Here is a 14877-nt window from a genome sequence, read left to right as displayed (position 1 = left end):
CTATCCTCCGATAATCACCGTGAAATCCCCCAGCATGAGACTGCCGCCGTGCGCGGTGCTGTCGCCTATCCGCGCCGCGGGCATCCCGCCGATCAGCACGGTGGCTGACCCTTTGATAATGCTGTCCGGCGGCCCGACGCACACCAGCATGTCGCCCACTCTGGCGGCGGGCAGCTTGCCGATCAGCACGGTTGGGCATCCCGGCCCGACAACCGGCCCGCCCACATGGGGTATCGGCGGCAATCCCGGCGTAACCATTGGGCACTGGTGAAAGTCAGTCAGTCTTGCTGCTGGCGGCATCGCATCCTCTCCTTTATCGATTGATCATCATCGATCAGTTAATCATCACCACGGCGCCTTTGAGGGTCAGCTCGGCGCCGCCCTGAACTTCGGCGGTGGCGCTGCCTTTGGCGTTAAACGACATATCGGCGCTGGCGTTAACGTTCAGACCGGAGACTTTCACATCCCCTGACGACGCCTGAACCGTCACCCCCAGATTGCCTTTGATATTGACCTTCTGATCGGCCTGAATATTGATGGTGGACGGGCTTTTGATATCGATGCCGGACGACGACATCGTGATGGCATTGTTGTGCTGGTCGGTGATGCTGATTTGCTGTTTTTTATCATCCAGCACAATGACGTTATTGCCCTTCGTGGTGATCGTCATGATGCTATCCTTGTCATCGAAAACGATGCGCAGCTCGCTCTTCGTCACGATCGCTTTTTTGCTGTTTTCCGCGTTCGGGGTCAGTTCGCTGTAGGGTTTGCGGTTAGCGCTGTACACACTCCCGAGGATGATCGGGAAACGCGGGTCCTGATTAAGGAAACCGACAATCACTTCATCCCCGACTTCGGGCAGAAAAAAAGCCCCCACGCCGCTGCTGGAATAAAAATTCGCCAGCCGCGCCCACAGCCCCTTTCCGCCGTCATTGAACAGCGGCAATTCGACCAGAATGCGGTAAGCGTTGTCGGGATCCTGATCAGTCTTCTTCACGGTGGCGTTGTACAGCCCTTCAACGCCGGGCAGCAGCCCCGCCGCCGACGGCGCCATGACATCGTGCTCCTGCACGAACCACAGCGGCGATAGCCCCAGATCCGCGCAGGTAAACCAGTTACCGTCGGCGTAATCGTGTTCGATACCGGAAACAAAATAATCGCCGTCAAACCGGCTACCCATGCCGCTGATGGTCAGGTAGTTCCCGGCGGTCACGGCGGCATCGCCCTGAAAGCGAACCTCACCGGTGATCTTGGCCAGCTCGCTCTTGAGCATTTGCGCTTTGGACCACTGCGTCAGGGCGTCGTTATCCAGCGCGGCCGTGGTCTGCAAGGCGAAATCAGACAGCCCCACCACACCGGACAGCGTTTTGCTGCTGAGATTGCCCGGCCCGGCCAGGGAATTGGCGGCGGTGGCGGAAATGCATTGCTGGCTCTTGTCGTCCCACGCGCTGGCCTTGACCTGCGCCAGCTGGGTCACGGCGTTGAGCCCGGCGCTGAAATGGTACAGCCCGGCGCCGTAGGTCACCGTCAACACCGACTGGGTGTTTGCCGTGGGCGAGAAAACCGACACCGTCCCGTTCAGGGTGCTCACCACCAGCCCGTTCACCTCGGCGCGGCTCAGCATGAAGTCCCAGTCGCTGCAGTAGTACTGCACCAGTTCCGGCAGCGTCGCCGTCGTGCTGGTGATTTTTTTGCTCAGACCATACTGACCAATCAGCGTACTCATCACATCGCTGTCGGTTTTATTCTGATAAGCGGCGCTTTTGCGCCCCACGCTCATCTTGATCGCGCTATCGCGGCACTCAACCACCAGCAGCGGACCGACGCCGGGATTCACCTGCAAGGATTGCCGGGTGACGATGCCGGAGAACACCTTTTTATTGGTGCTGTCATACCCCAGGTTGATCACGATTTCCGCCCCCGGCACAAACGTTGACGAGGCGCTCACGGTGAAATTTTCCTGCGAGGCGCTGCCGTCCAGAATTTCCAGCGTGGCGCGGCTAATGTGATTGATTCGCTGCTGTATCTGAATGCGGCGGACCTGATAGTCCCCCGGAATCGCCGTACCGTTGGCGGTAATCTCGTGCGTCGCGACTCCGCCTGACGTCGCTCCGCCGCTCATGCGTCACCTCCACGCTTGAGCGGCGGCACGCGCAGCTGTAGCCCGGCGGGCAGCGAGCGGATCTTGTCGAGTTGATTGAACGCCGCCAACTGGACATAGCATTCCGGGTCGCGATAAATCATCTGGCTGATTTGCGGCAGGCTGTCGCCATCGACCACATCGACCCGGTGGGTCAGATCCGGCGATTTTTTGTCCTCCTGCTTAGCGGCGGTGGCCGGGTCAAGATAGGAAGTGAACTGCAGCGACACCCTGGCGCGCAGCGCCGTGCCGTCAGGTCGGAAAAAGGTATAGGTGGTGTCGAACCCCTGTAGCACGCCTTTGAACGACAGCCCCTGTCCCCAATAGATGACCACGTAATTGGGGCGATGAATATTGCCGTTGTAGTCGTACACCACCTTCTTCAACTGGGTCATTTCTTTGGTTAAATCCGTGCGTGTGCTGTCGACCACGCCGGTACAGTCGAGCACCATCTCAAAGCTCAGCTGTTCCCCGAGCGTGGCGCGATATTTGGACGACAGTTTGCCGCTGCCCGGGGCTTGTTCTTCGTTATAACTGACGCTGCGGTTGATTCGGACTTGTTCAGGGTTGAGTATCACCACGAACTCGCCGCCGGCGACCTTGCTGGTGAACTTTTCATCACTGTAGGCCACCATCCGCATTTTCTTTAATCCGCCCATCGCACCCTTCCTGCCTCAGTTACTTTTCCATTCCGCGTGTTTTTTACGCGTGTTTTCATCGGCGCTGGTTGGCTCACGCACGGTGACTGGCGTTACACGCCGGTCACCGCTCCAGCGGGTGATGCCGCTCCCGCTTTTCCAACTGCCGCAGGCACTCCTGGACAATGCGCTGTTTAAGCGCCTGCAACTGCGCCGGATCCAGTTCGGCGGCCGCCGTCGTGTTCTGGCTCTGGATGTCGGTTTTAATCACCAACTCGCGGATTTCCACAGGCATGGTCAGTCATCTCCCAGTGAAAGGGTTTCAAAATTGGGCATTTCGAAGTACTGGTAGGCGAACTCCAGCGTTTCAATAAATATTTCACTTTCCTGCGACTTCAGGCTGCTGCCGGACCACTTCACCGGATAGGCGGCGATAAAATTCCAGTCCATGCTGACGTTGCCGTTTTCATTCAGCAGCCAGACCTTGATATCGCGGGTTTTGATCGGTGCGGACACGCCGTTGTCCAGCGTGTCCTTCACCCAACTAATCAACGCCGATTCCGCATTGAGCACGCCGCGCCGCAGGACCAGATTCTGAAACGTCGTGTGGGCGGGCAGCCGATACTTAAACCGGTTCTCCCCGCCGCACACCACCTCTTCAATCCCCATTTCTTTGCTCAGCCCGCTGACTTCCTGAAAGGCAGCATCGTTGCTGCCCATGCCGGAAATCGAAACGCTGAAGTAAAAGCTGGTCTGCAGGTTAAGAGCCATTGGTCACAAGCAATTGTTCATGGGCGATTTCCAGGGTATCCACCGCCACTTCATTGGCGTCGGACTTCAGGTCGGTGCCGGTGATTTTGGTCGGCCAGGCATTGTTCAATTGCCATTGCATGGTGACCGCGCCATTTTCATCCAGCAGTTTGATCAGCACCGTTCGCCGTTTGACGGTGTTCATCTCGATTTCGTCCATCCATTTCCAGAAGTTGTTGTCGTTGACAAACACGCCGCGCTTCATCGTGATGTTGCCGAACTTCGCAATCCCCGGCATTTTGATGGTCGAGAACAAGGTACTGTTGCTGTGACGGTACTCAATCACCTGAACCTCTTTGTCCATACCGGACACTTCCTGAAACGCTACCCCTTTCAATTCCGAGCCGAGATCGACCTCAAACCGGAATTTGGGCATCGGCCATGTGCTGCCTTCTTTGCTGCCGTCATCTGCCATGAGCATGCTCCTTAACAGTTGCTAATCAATGTGTTGAATAGAGTGAACCCCACAACCGGACTTAGCCCGACTTCGCCATTTCCTGCTCAAAGGTGATCACGAGGAATTCCGCCGGCCGGACGATCGCCACCTTGACCGTCACATTCAGGAAGCCGTTCAGCAGGTCATCGCCGGTCATGGTCGAGCCCAGCCCGCAGAGCACCTGAAACGCATCGGCCGCCGACGCCCCCTGCAAACCGCCCTCTTTCCAGATAGACGTCAGGAAGCTGATGATCTCGCTGCGGACCGCCGCCCAGGTATTGGCGTTATTGGGTTCAAACACATAGGCGCGCGCCGCGAGTTTGACCGACTGCTCCAGAAAGGTCATGGTTCGGCGTACCGACACATAGCGCCAGTCCTGACTGTTGCCATCGAGCGTCCGGGCGCCCCAGATCAAAATGCCTTGCCCGTTGAAAAAACGGATCGCGTTGATCGATTTGCCCGACACCGCATTCACATTGAGATCCGCCTGCTGGGCATCCGTCAGGCGGATCGGCAGGTGCGCGGCCCCGACGATGCTGGTGTTCGCTGGGGCGTGCCAGACGCCGTTCAGGTTATCGTTAACGGTGTAGACGCCGGCCACCGCGCCGCTGGGCGGCAGTATGTTCGCGCTGGTCAACACGTGATTGATGATTTGCGAGTAGGTCTGCGACGCGTTGAGCAATGCCGCATTCAACTGCGAGTTGGTCATCGGATTGGTGGCGGGCGGGGTTTCAATCATGCCGATGATCTTGGCGACGACGGCATTCGGCGCCGACGGCGGATTCAGGATCGGCGCCAGTTGTTTGATATCGCCGCCAAACAGGTTGGTGAAGTTGATATCGCTGCTCTGCATGATCGTGGTGCCCACGAACGGGTAATAGGCGGCCCCGTAATTCAGCCCGTTCGATCCGGTGTTATTGCGGAACGTTTCAATATCGTTGGTGTACATGATGGGGTCCGGCGCATTGCCGCCAATGATATCGAACAGGCAAACCGCGGTTTGCAGCTCCGCCGCCTGCAGCAACATGCTCTGCATCAGCGTGCCGTTGTCGTCCACCGACAGCAGCGTCGCTTCCGGGCAGATATAGATGGTCGGCTCTTGCTCGTTCTGCAACAACGCCAGCCCCCGTTGCAGATCCGCCAGCGTCACGTTCGGGTTAACGAGCGGCGCGCCGACATCGCCCGCTTTGCCGCTGGAAGCGCCATAGGTGCCGACGGACACGATATACGCATCGCCCCCGCCGTTCTGGTAAAACAGCCGGATGCTGTTATAGAGGTAATAGACCGTATTCGGGTCTGGCACAATAGAATAGTAACTGCCGTTCAGCAGCAGATACTCTCCCTGAGCAGGCTGGCTCTTCTGCTCTACCAGATAGTATTCCGGGTTGTATTGTGACGCGGGATCCGCCGGCGGCGCCGGATTCGGATTCATGTAGATGGCCTGAAACTCGGCAAAGGACGTGATCTTCTGCGCCTTGTTATAGTATGACTTGCCCTGATATTCCGCATTGGGTGTGTAGCCGATGAAGGCCGGAACCGCTGTGGCGACAGGGACCACAGAGTTCGGAAACGCATTCAGCTCATTGATGTACACACCCGGAGTTTTGATGTTGGATGCTAGCATGTCGTGGTTTTCCTTTGGTTCACTGAGTGAAATTCCTGTACTTCATTGATTGACTGCCCGATAGCGTCTGGCTGTCGCCCTTCAACCGCGGTTTGCCGCCGACCGGCCGCGTCGGTCAGACGTACACATACATGACCGATACCGGCAAGTTATCGTCGGCGCGGTGTGTAAACGGCTGAGTGCCCGCCGGGGTCGGCAGCGCCGATAAGATGCGCCGCTGCCGGGCGCCGCCATCGGGCGTATCGGCAAGCTGGCTGTCCATCAGCGACAGGCGCTGCGCCGGTACCTGCTGAAAGGCGATCGCCGACATACTGCGGGTAACCCACCCGTCCGATTCACCGGATTCCGCTGTCAACGCGGCAGGCGACGAGAACGCTACCTGACCGGAGGTATCCACCACCTGCGGACCTTGTAGCCGGATCTGGCCGCGCGGAATCACGCGGTATTCCCAGGTGGTGGCACGCGGCTGCAAACTGACGGCGTAGGACTGTCGGGTCGCCAGGTCATCCGGATGACAACAGATCTCCGCCACCGCGCCATCCGGCGCATCGTCGCTCGCCGGCGCGCCGGCGATCAGTTGAGCGGTATCCTGAGCGGCGCCCTCGCTCATCACGCGCTGGCTGCTAAACCCCAGCACGCCTTGCCAGTCGAGCGGCATATCGGTGATGAGCACAAAATACGGACGGGGCTGAACCACCCAAAAACGGAATGGCTGTGCATCCGCCAGCGTGGCGTAATACTGCAGGAATGCCGCCCGCCCGGTTATCGCACCCCCATAGAAGCGCCACGTATTGCCGAACGCCACCAGTTGCAAACCAAAGCGCCGCATCTGACGCCGGGTGTATTCATCCGGCACCAGCGAGGCTTCCCGCCAGTCCCCTTGCGGAAAATAGTGGTGCTGCAAGATGAGTTCCGCGATCGCAAACATCAGGGCGATACCTTATTGGTGACGTGCTGCAATACCGGTGTTTCACCCGCAATCTGATTCGACTGAATAGCGATGTGACGAATTTTGTAAATAATCGATGGTTGATACCGCGCGCCTAATGCGCTCCAGAGATTTTGCGTTTTTTCATAGGATGAATTCTCTATTTCGAATTGCAACTGCGTTAAATCATCCGGCATATCGGGAAATTTCCGTCTGACCAGCGTGGGGCTCGCCTGGAAAAAGGCGATGGTGGCGGATAGAAATTTCAAGGCTTCATGGTAATCGTCAAAGTGTGCGGTAAATAAAACGTCAAGATTAAACCTTACCGCAGGCATTATTTGCCTGACGCTGGTATTTTCCGGGCTGCTCGCTGAACGGCCGCCATAAAAGGGCTTTATAGTTTCATGTTCGAGATTGATCAGCGTCAGCACCATCTTATTCTGATTTTTCAATGGATAGCTGCCATTCAGCTCCACCAGATTATTCACCACGACCAGTTCGCCGTCACTGTCAAATTGATGGCATAATTGTTGGCTCAATATGTTTTTAACGTAGCCTAGCGCGTCATCAATCATCAGAAATCCCTTATATACCCGTCATACTTCAGGTTGCAGGATTGCAGTTTTCCTGTAATTCGAATTATTTCGGGTATGTCGCGAAAATTAATCCGCAAAAAATTCACACAAAACCAGTCTGCGCAAAAATAAAATCATTTTTGCGTAAAGAAAACGATAATAATCCATCTGTCTTTTATATAGAGAGAAATATAAAAAAGACAACACAACACGCGTCAGAAAAAATCTGATGACAAACGGTTATTTTATGATGAATAAGGTGGCGTCGTATGCAATTTGAATACGTTGTGTATTGCCTCCGGCTGTAATCTGCTTTCCGTTAATATTATTGAAAAATGAATAGGATCAGGCTGTTTCGCAACATCCCTTTTATCATCCACAGTTGTTTTTCAGTATAAGCAGAAAATCCAAAAAAACCACAGATGCGCCAGAGTATAAATAAAAAATTCATAATTCATTGAATTTGCTTTTATTTATACGCCAGACTTTTTCGCTAAAAAATAACGGCGGTTCAATAGACAACAAAATGATTTTAGTCTACAGCCTGTCATGATGCGTGCGCACCAAACGAATAAAAAAGGCCATTCAGTCACGACTGAATGGCCTGCTATATGGAATAAAACAGACTGCCCCACGGCTGTGGGGCAGTGACGCATCAAATGCTACGGCGGGAAAAATCTTTCGGGCGGAACCCCAGTGCCGCCAGCGAGGCAAAATAGCTAACGACGCCAGCTGCCACGACCCCCAGCAGACGCAACATCCGCTCCGTCATATTGCCCTGCTCCCAGGGTGGCATCCATAGATTCAGCGCGAGCAGTACCGCAGACATCACCACAACGGCCGTCACCAGCTTCATCAAAAATACCTTCCAGCCCTGCAGAGGTTCAAAGATACGCTGACGACGCAACTGCCAGAACAACAACCCGGCGTTGAGACAGGACGCCAGACCAATCGACAGCGACAGCCCGGCATGTTGCAGCGGGCCGATGAATACCAGGTTCATCAGTTGGGTCATCACCAGCGTCACCATGCCAATTTTTACCGGCGTTTTAATATCCTGTCGTGCGTAAAAACCCGGCACCAGCACTTTTACCAGAATCAACCCCATCAGCCCGATGGAGTAAGCGACCAGCGCACGCTGGGTCATCAGCGCGTCGAAGGCGCTGAACTTACCGTACTGGAACAATGCCACGGTCAGCGGCTTGGCCAGCACCCCCAGCGCGACCGTGGCCGGCAGCGCCAGCAGGAAACAGAGCCGCAGCCCCCAGTCCAGCAGCCGTGAATACTCCTGCTGATTGCCGCTGGCGACGCTTTTCGACAGCGACGGCAACAGAATCGTCCCCAGCGCCACGCCCAGCACGCCGGATGGAAACTCCATCAGCCGGTCGGCGTAGTACATCCAGGACACCGCCCCCTGGCTGAGGAACGACGCAAAAATAGTATTGATGATCAGTGAAATCTGGCTGACCGACACGCCGAGGATCGCCGGAGCCATCAGCTTCATCACCCGGCTGACGCTGGGGTCGCGGAACTTGATGCGCGGCAGCACCAGCATGCCGATTTTCTTCAGATACGGCAGTTGGTAGCCCAGTTGCAACACCCCGCCCACTATGACCGCCCAGCCCAGCGCCATCACCGGCGGATTAAACCAGCGCGCGCCCAGCAACGCAAAACCAATCATGCTGATGTTCAGTAGCGTCGGCGCAAACGCCGGCACCGAAAAACGGTTCCAGGTATTCAGCACCGACCCCGCCATCGAGGTGAGCGAAATCAGTAAAATATAGGGAAAGGTAACCCGCAGCAGCGCCGAGGTCAGTTCAAAGCGCTCCGGCGTCGAGGCAAACCCCGGCGCGGTCACCATGATCACCCAGGGCGCAACCAGCATCCCGGCCACCGTCACCAACGCCAGTATTAGCGTCAGCATCCCGGATACGTAGGCCAGAAAGGTACGCGCCGCCTCCTCGCCCTGCTGACTCTTGTATTCCGCCAGGATGGGCACAAACGCCTGGGAAAACGCGCCTTCGGCAAAAACGCGCCGCAGCAGATTCGGCAGTTTGAACGCCACAAAAAACGCGTCGGTCGCCATACCGGCGCCGAACACGCGGGCGACGATCGCGTCACGCACGAACCCCAGCACACGGGAAAGCATGGTCATGGAACTGACCGCAGCCAGTGATTTCAGTAGATTCATTCAGTTGTTCTGAGTATGGGAAAGAGAGGATGGCGGGTAAAACCGGCTCGTCCGCCATGTCCATGACGGTCAAACCGCCCGCGACGGTCAGTGCCTGCAACAGAAGTACTGACTCTGACCTGTAACGCCGCAGCGGCTATCGCGGCACACAGCCTAGTCGATTGCACCGCCAATAGCCACACGGATGCCCGATGGCCGCTGTTTTTTTCAGCGTTTTCTCAACAACATCTCGATCACCCGTTGCGCATGCAACGCCTGATCGCCGGAGGTTAACGGCGGCGTGTGCGAAACCACCGCGTCGATAAAATGCCGGACCGCGCCCGCAAAACCACGCTGTTCCAGCGTGCTCTGCCAGGACGGCGCCGGATGCAGCGACACTGTGCCACCGCGCTCTTCACGCCACTCCCGCAGGTTATCCACCTGATACCAGCCGCCATCATTGACCAGTTGCACGCTTTCACGCTGGCTGCCGGCCTGACGGTGCATACTGGTGGTGATCACCCCATAAGCGCTCTGGAACTGGTGTTCGGCGTAAATCAACTGCCCCTGCGGATTGCAGCGTAGCAGGCCGCCGCACAGCGTGGCCGGCGCGTCCGCCAGCCACAAGGCGGTGTCCACCACGTGCAGATAGTCATCCAGCAGAGTAAACGCCAGCGGATGCGGCCCGATATTATCGATGCGGTGTTTTTCCATGCGCAGGCTGTCCGGAAAAGGCCGCAGTTGCCGGAGCCGTTGATAAAGCGGCGCAAAGCGACGGTTGAACCCCACCATCAGCAACAGATTACGGCTGGTCGCCAGCGCCACCAGCTCTTCCGCCTGCGCCAGCGTTTCCGCCAGCGGCTTGTCCACATAGACGTGTTTGCCTGCCAACAGCAACGTTTTGACGACGTCGTAATGGCTGGCGGTGCTGCTGTGTACAAACACCGCGTCGCACTGGCTGCTCAACGCGTCCAGAGAGGAAAAGCAAGGAATACGGTACTGCTGACACAGCTGCCGGGCCCGCTCCTGCCCCGGCGACCAGGCGCCAGTCAGTTGCCAGTGATCGGCGTGCGACAAGATCGGCAAATAGGCCTTGCGGGCGATATCGCCCAATCCGGCCACCCCGATACGTAATGATTTCATGCTCTCGCTCCCGGTAACGTGCTGCATTCAGGCTGCCGTCAGGCAAGGCGCGCCTGTAAATCGGCTAACTGCGCCCGTAACTCGGCGACCTCGTTTTCCAGTGCGGAAACCCGCGCGGCCAGCCCGCCTTCGGCAGGTTCGTCGACGGGTTCAGAGGGCGCGACATCCACCACCTCGCCGCTGAACAGGTGCATAAAGCGGCTTTCGCGCTTGCCAGGCTCCCGCGCCAGTCTCGCCACAAACGGCCCGTCCTCGCGCTGCTGCAACTGCTGCAGCACGTTTTCCACCTCGTCCATATCGGCAAATTCGTATAAACGGGCAGCCCGGGTACGAAGCTCGCCCGGCGTCTGCGCGCCACGCAACAGCAAGGTGGTCACCAGCGCCACTTCGGCCGTCGAAAATTTCAGGTCGCCGAACTCGGAGTTGCAGAAACGGTGTTCGTATTTCATCACCCGGTTGCCAAAACCGCTGACGGTGCGCAGAAAATGCCGTTTAACCAGCAGGTCCAACGTTTGCTGCACCTCGCTTTCCGTCAGGTCCATCACCGGCTCGCGGTTGGTTTTCTGATTACAGGCGGCGGTCAGGCCATTCAGGGACATCGGGTACTGTTCCGGGGTAGTTACCTGTTTTTCCAGCAAGCACCCGATTACCCGCGCTTCGCGGGGCGTCAGTTGGTATTTCATGGCTCATCCTCATTCACCCGCATGCTCAGCGCATCGGCGTCCATTCATTATTGGTCAGGGCGGTCAGCACGTGGTCCTGCCACTTGCCGTCAATCAACAGGTAGTTTTTGGCGTAGCCTTCCTTTTCGAACCCAAGCCGGGCCAGCAGGTTGCCGCTGCGCTGATTGTGCGGCATATAGTTAGCCATGATGCGGTGCATATGTTGCTGACGCTGCATGTAGCGCAGCGCCGACTGCAACGCCTCGTACATCATCCCTTGTCCCTGCCACTTTTCACCCAGCGAATAGCCGAGGTAGCAGGCGTGGAAAGAGCCGCGCAGCACGTTGCTGAAGTTGGCGACGCCCCGCACCTCGTTTTCATCCGGGTCCAGCAGCAAAAAGTAGTAGGCGCTGCCCTGTTTGTGCATATCGCAGATCACGCTCAGCCGCGCCTGCCAGCCGGAAGGGTAACAGTGGCTGGCATCGCGTACCGGCTCCCAGGGTTTCAAAAAATCACGGTTTTCCGCGTAATACTCAGCCAGACGCCAGGCATCGCGTTCGTGCGCCAGACGGACCACCAGCCGATCCGTGGTCAGACGGACCCTGGGTGTCGTTGAGCGATAGCCAAACATGCCTTCCCCCCTCAGGTGACGGATTGTCGATGAATAAATTTTATTGATGCGGTCAACGCCGACGCGGCGGACGCCATAACAGGATAAATCACCAATAGCGCTTACTATAAACACATAAATTCCATAGCGTAAAATCATGACCGCCGAGTTATTGCACAATCGACACGCCGTACTGACTTTTTTTCTTAAACTGCGCGTCAGATAACTGTTGAACGATAAAAAAATTTATTAGCCGGGTACTCTATCGCAACGGCGCAATCGGCGAGAGAATAGACAGGCTGCATTCCTTTCTTCTTTCCTCGTGGTGAAACATGTCATTGATGACGCAGGCCCGCAGCCTGGGTAAATATTTTCTGCTGCTGGATAACATGCTGGTGGTATTGGGTTTCTTCGTGGTATTTCCGTTGATTTCCATTCGCTTTGTCGATCAGATGGGCTGGGCGGCGCTAACGGTCGGGGTAGCACTGGGTCTGCGTCAATTCACCCAGCAGGGACTCGGCATTTTCGGCGGCGCCATCGCCGACCGGTTCGGCGCCAAACCGATGATCGTCACCGGCATGCTGCTGCGTGCCTCCGGTTTTGTGTTCATGGCGCTGGCCACTACGCCGCTGATGCTGATGCTCTCCTGCGTGCTGTCGGCGCTGGGCGGCACCCTGTTCGAGCCGCCGCGCAACGCGATGGTCATCAAGCTGACCCGGCCGCACGAACGCAGCCGCTTTTTCTCGCTGTTAATGATGCAGGACAACGCCGGCGCAGTGATTGGCGCCCTGATCGGTAGCTGGTTGATGCAATACAACTTTTCGGTAGTGTGCTGGGCCGGCGCGGCGGTGTTCGTGCTGGCGGCCGCGCTGAATGCCCTGCTGCTGCCCGCCTATCGCATTTCCACCATTCGCACCCCGATTCGCGAAGGAATGATGCGGGTAATGCGCGACCGTCGCTTCGTCGTCTATGTGCTGACGCTGACCGGTTACTTCATGCTGGGCGTACAGGTGCTGTTGATGATGCCGATCATGGTTAACGAACTGGCCGGCACGCCGTCCGCGGTGAAATGGATGTACGCCATTGAAGCCGCGCTATCGCTGACGCTGCTTTACCCGGTCGCCCGCTGGAGTGAAAAACGCTACCGTCTGGAACAACGGCTAATGTTCGGGCTGTTCATCATGACCCTGAGCCTGATTCCGATGGGTATGGTCACCAGCCTGCAATGGCTGTTGGGTCTGATCGGGCTGTTTTACATTGGCTCCATCATCGCCGAGCCGGCGCGGGAAACGCTGGGCGCATCGCTGGCCGACGCCCGCGCCCGCGGCAGCTATATGGGGTTCAGCCGTATGGGGCTGGCGCTGGGCGGCGCGCTCGGCTACAGCGGCGGCGGCTGGCTGTTCGATACCGGAAAAGCGCTCGGCCAACCGGCCTTGCCCTGGTGCATGCTGGGCATCATCGGCATGCTGACCCTGGCCGCCCTGTACTGGCAGTTCCATCTGAAGCGCATCGAACCCGCCATGCTGAGCGAGCACTGATCCACCGCACCAAACCCTGCCAACGCACGGGGCGCTCTCGTCGCCCCGCTTTTATCTTCAATTTCCACCTGTTGCAGCGCACATTGGCTACGACGAACATTTTTTCGACGTACATTTTTTGCGACGTACATTTTTTTGCGACGTACATTGCACATGGACGAGCCGGCGCTGACGATAGATAATCCCGCACGACATCATGATCGCGGTAGCGTCCGATACGACGCCGCTCAACCCAAGGAGTTCCGGTATGAAACTGTTTGTCTATGAACATTGTCCTTTCTGCGTGAAGGCACGCATGATTTTCGGCCTGAAGCAGTTGCCGGTGGAATTACGCGTGTTGTCCAACGAGGATGAAGCCACGCCGATTTCGATGGTTGGTCAGAAAATGGTGCCGATTCTGCAAAAAGAGGACGGCAGCTACATGCCGGAAAGTCTGGATATCGTGAAATACGTCGACGCGCTGGACGGCAAACCGGTACTGACCGGCCCCGTCAATCCGGCCATCGACGCCTGGATCCGCAAGGTGTATGAATACGCGCCGCGCCTGCTGATTCCGCGTTTCTCCCGCGCCGACTTCGAAGAGTTCGCTACCGACGCCGGCCGCAACTACTTTATCCACAAGAAAGAGGGGCAAATCGGCAGCTTCGATACCCATTTCAGCCAGACGGCCGCGTTGATCAGCCAACTGGAAGGCGACCTGCAAGCGCTGGCGCCGCTGATTGTTTCGCCGCAGGCGTGCAACGGCACGCTGTCGCTGGATGACATCAATCTGTTTGCCCTGCTGCGCTCACTGACCATCGTCGCCGACGTCAATGTCCCGCCGGCCGTCGCCGCCTACTGCAACACGCTGTCCCAGAATGCCGACATCGATCTGCTGATCGAACAGGCGCAATAACCCCTTGTTGCCGCCGTCACTACCGGCTGACGGCGGCGTTTAGGTCTATTCCTATTGGCGATATCACCGGAATAACGCACCCTGCCGGCATTCCTCGCTCGGCGAGGGAGTCATGGAAAACAAGAGGTTATAACAATGAAAAAATCGGGACTGGCCGCTCTGGCGCTGCTGGGGACACTGCTGATAAGCGGGTGCAACCAGCTGGCGCAATACAGCCTGAGCGAGCAGGAAATCAATCAGTATTTACAACAGCATAATGACTACCAGAAGCAACTGGGCGTTCCCGGCGTGGTGGATGCGCAAATTACGCTGACCGAGCTGACCAGCCAGATCGGTCGCGCGGAACCCGGCAAAGTGACGCTGAGCGGCAACGCCAAGGTCGATATCAGTTCGCTGCTGGGTAAACAGCAGGCAGACATGAAACTGACGCTGAAAGCGCAGCCGGTGTTCAACAAGGACGAAGGCGCCATCTATCTGAAAGACATGGAATTGGTGGATTACAGCGTTCAGCCGGAGAAATTACAAACGGTGCTGCAAACGCTGACGCCCTACCTGAATCAGTCGTTGAAAAGCTACTTTGACCAAAAACCCGCCTACGTGCTGAACCCGGAGCGCAACAACAAAGAAGCGCTGGCGAAGAAACTGGCCAAAGGCATCGAAGTGAAGCCCGGCCAGTTGGTTATCATGTTGACCGACTAATGTTGACCG

16 protein-coding genes are annotated in these 14877 nt (G+C 57.1%); 3 read left to right on the top strand and 13 right to left on the bottom strand.

Annotation, left to right across the window (positions count from 1 at the left end):
* The 13 genes from DXXMK7_RS09820 to rimJ all read right to left on the bottom strand — a co-directional run bounded on the left by DXXMK7_RS09820 (nucleotide 1) and on the right by rimJ (nucleotide 11757).
* Nucleotides 1–300: a PAAR domain-containing protein gene (locus tag DXXMK7_RS09820; RefSeq protein ID WP_038659106.1), complete on the bottom strand. Its 300-nt coding sequence runs from the start codon at nucleotides 298–300 to the stop codon at nucleotides 1–3.
* Between the two features lie 34 nt (nucleotides 301–334).
* Entirely contained in the window at nucleotides 335–2122 is a 1788-nt protein-coding gene (vgrG, locus tag DXXMK7_RS09815; RefSeq protein ID WP_038918919.1) for a type VI secretion system tip protein VgrG, read from the bottom strand.
* A complete protein-coding gene (locus DXXMK7_RS09810) occupies nucleotides 2119–2799 on the bottom strand; it encodes a hypothetical protein (protein ID WP_082202647.1) in 681 nt (226 codons plus the stop codon). Before DXXMK7_RS09810 ends, vgrG begins: the two co-directional genes overlap by 4 nt.
* Nucleotides 2800–2902: 103 nt before the next feature.
* Nucleotides 2903–3073: a DUF5908 family protein gene (locus tag DXXMK7_RS22830; RefSeq protein WP_157987320.1), complete on the bottom strand. Its 171-nt coding sequence runs from the start codon at nucleotides 3071–3073 to the stop codon at nucleotides 2903–2905.
* Between the two features lie 2 nt (nucleotides 3074–3075).
* Nucleotides 3076–3549, bottom strand: coding sequence for a phage tail protein (locus DXXMK7_RS09805; protein WP_038918917.1), 474 nt, complete (start codon nucleotides 3547–3549; stop codon nucleotides 3076–3078).
* Nucleotides 3539–4003 carry a phage tail protein gene (locus DXXMK7_RS09800; RefSeq protein WP_038659115.1) on the bottom strand — a complete coding sequence of 155 codons (465 nt, stop codon included), beginning with the start codon at nucleotides 4001–4003 and terminating at the stop codon, nucleotides 3539–3541. Before DXXMK7_RS09800 ends, DXXMK7_RS09805 begins: the two co-directional genes overlap by 11 nt.
* 61 nt (nucleotides 4004–4064) lie before the next feature.
* Nucleotides 4065–5648, bottom strand: coding sequence for a phage tail sheath C-terminal domain-containing protein (locus DXXMK7_RS09795; protein WP_038918916.1), 1584 nt, complete (start codon nucleotides 5646–5648; stop codon nucleotides 4065–4067).
* A 115-nt stretch (nucleotides 5649–5763) separates the two neighbouring features.
* Nucleotides 5764–6576 carry a hypothetical protein gene (locus DXXMK7_RS09790; protein ID WP_038918915.1) on the bottom strand — a complete coding sequence of 271 codons (813 nt, stop codon included), beginning with the start codon at nucleotides 6574–6576 and terminating at the stop codon, nucleotides 5764–5766.
* Nucleotides 6576–7151: a DUF4255 domain-containing protein gene (locus DXXMK7_RS09785; protein WP_038918914.1), complete on the bottom strand. Its 576-nt coding sequence runs from the start codon at nucleotides 7149–7151 to the stop codon at nucleotides 6576–6578. The genes DXXMK7_RS09790 and DXXMK7_RS09785 overlap by 1 nt, the downstream gene beginning before the upstream one ends.
* Nucleotides 7152–7806: 655 nt before the next feature.
* Entirely contained in the window at nucleotides 7807–9342 is a 1536-nt protein-coding gene (gene murJ, locus DXXMK7_RS09780) for a murein biosynthesis integral membrane protein MurJ (protein WP_038918913.1), read from the bottom strand.
* A 207-nt stretch (nucleotides 9343–9549) separates the two neighbouring features.
* Nucleotides 9550–10464, bottom strand: coding sequence for a Gfo/Idh/MocA family protein (locus tag DXXMK7_RS09775; protein WP_038920955.1), 915 nt, complete (start codon nucleotides 10462–10464; stop codon nucleotides 9550–9552).
* A 38-nt stretch (nucleotides 10465–10502) separates the two neighbouring features.
* A complete protein-coding gene (locus tag DXXMK7_RS09770; protein ID WP_038918912.1) occupies nucleotides 10503–11147 on the bottom strand; it encodes a YceH family protein in 645 nt (214 codons plus the stop codon).
* A gap of 25 nt (nucleotides 11148–11172) precedes the next feature.
* Entirely contained in the window at nucleotides 11173–11757 is a 585-nt protein-coding gene (gene rimJ, locus DXXMK7_RS09765; RefSeq protein ID WP_033568451.1) for a ribosomal protein S5-alanine N-acetyltransferase, read from the bottom strand.
* A gap of 311 nt (nucleotides 11758–12068) precedes the next feature.
* On the opposite strand from rimJ, the gene mdtH reads away from it, so the two are divergent.
* From mdtH to DXXMK7_RS09750, 3 genes are all read left to right on the top strand, one after another.
* Entirely contained in the window at nucleotides 12069–13274 is a 1206-nt protein-coding gene (mdtH, locus tag DXXMK7_RS09760; RefSeq protein ID WP_038918911.1) for a multidrug efflux MFS transporter MdtH, read from the top strand.
* Between the two features lie 247 nt (nucleotides 13275–13521).
* Complete coding sequence (grxB, locus tag DXXMK7_RS09755) at nucleotides 13522–14169, top strand: glutaredoxin 2 (RefSeq protein ID WP_038918910.1); 648 nt, start codon at nucleotides 13522–13524, stop codon at nucleotides 14167–14169.
* 135 nt (nucleotides 14170–14304) lie between these two features.
* Nucleotides 14305–14868: a lipoprotein gene (locus tag DXXMK7_RS09750; RefSeq protein WP_038918909.1), complete on the top strand. Its 564-nt coding sequence runs from the start codon at nucleotides 14305–14307 to the stop codon at nucleotides 14866–14868.
* The last annotated feature ends 9 nt before the right edge of the window (nucleotides 14869–14877 follow it).

The sequence above is a fragment of the Dickeya sp. MK7 genome (assembly GCF_000406305.1).
Lineage (GTDB): Bacteria > Pseudomonadota > Gammaproteobacteria > Enterobacterales > Enterobacteriaceae > Dickeya > Dickeya fangzhongdai.
Note: the sequence above shows the minus strand (reverse complement) of the source record. Positions and strands in the feature narration are given on the sequence as shown.

Coding starts and splice junctions, on each gene's coding strand:
- DXXMK7_RS09820 (WP_038659106.1), bottom strand. CDS start 300: ATGCCGCCAGCAGCAAGACTGACTGACTTTCACCAGTGCCCAATGGTT.
- vgrG (WP_038918919.1), bottom strand. CDS start 2,122: ATGAGCGGCGGAGCGACGTCAGGCGGAGTCGCGACGCACGAGATTACC.
- DXXMK7_RS09810 (WP_082202647.1), bottom strand. CDS start 2,799: ATGGGCGGATTAAAGAAAATGCGGATGGTGGCCTACAGTGATGAAAAG.
- DXXMK7_RS22830 (WP_157987320.1), bottom strand. CDS start 3,073: ATGCCTGTGGAAATCCGCGAGTTGGTGATTAAAACCGACATCCAGAGC.
- DXXMK7_RS09805 (WP_038918917.1), bottom strand. CDS start 3,549: ATGGCTCTTAACCTGCAGACCAGCTTTTACTTCAGCGTTTCGATTTCC.
- DXXMK7_RS09800 (WP_038659115.1), bottom strand. CDS start 4,003: ATGGCAGATGACGGCAGCAAAGAAGGCAGCACATGGCCGATGCCCAAA.
- DXXMK7_RS09795 (WP_038918916.1), bottom strand. CDS start 5,648: ATGCTAGCATCCAACATCAAAACTCCGGGTGTGTACATCAATGAGCTG.
- DXXMK7_RS09790 (WP_038918915.1), bottom strand. CDS start 6,576: ATGTTTGCGATCGCGGAACTCATCTTGCAGCACCACTATTTTCCGCAA.
- DXXMK7_RS09785 (WP_038918914.1), bottom strand. CDS start 7,151: ATGATTGATGACGCGCTAGGCTACGTTAAAAACATATTGAGCCAACAA.
- murJ (WP_038918913.1), bottom strand. CDS start 9,342: ATGAATCTACTGAAATCACTGGCTGCGGTCAGTTCCATGACCATGCTT.
- DXXMK7_RS09775 (WP_038920955.1), bottom strand. CDS start 10,464: ATGAAATCATTACGTATCGGGGTGGCCGGATTGGGCGATATCGCCCGC.
- DXXMK7_RS09770 (WP_038918912.1), bottom strand. CDS start 11,147: ATGAAATACCAACTGACGCCCCGCGAAGCGCGGGTAATCGGGTGCTTG.
- rimJ (WP_033568451.1), bottom strand. CDS start 11,757: ATGTTTGGCTATCGCTCAACGACACCCAGGGTCCGTCTGACCACGGAT.
- mdtH (WP_038918911.1), top strand. CDS start 12,069: ATGTCATTGATGACGCAGGCCCGCAGCCTGGGTAAATATTTTCTGCTG.
- grxB (WP_038918910.1), top strand. CDS start 13,522: ATGAAACTGTTTGTCTATGAACATTGTCCTTTCTGCGTGAAGGCACGC.
- DXXMK7_RS09750 (WP_038918909.1), top strand. CDS start 14,305: ATGAAAAAATCGGGACTGGCCGCTCTGGCGCTGCTGGGGACACTGCTG.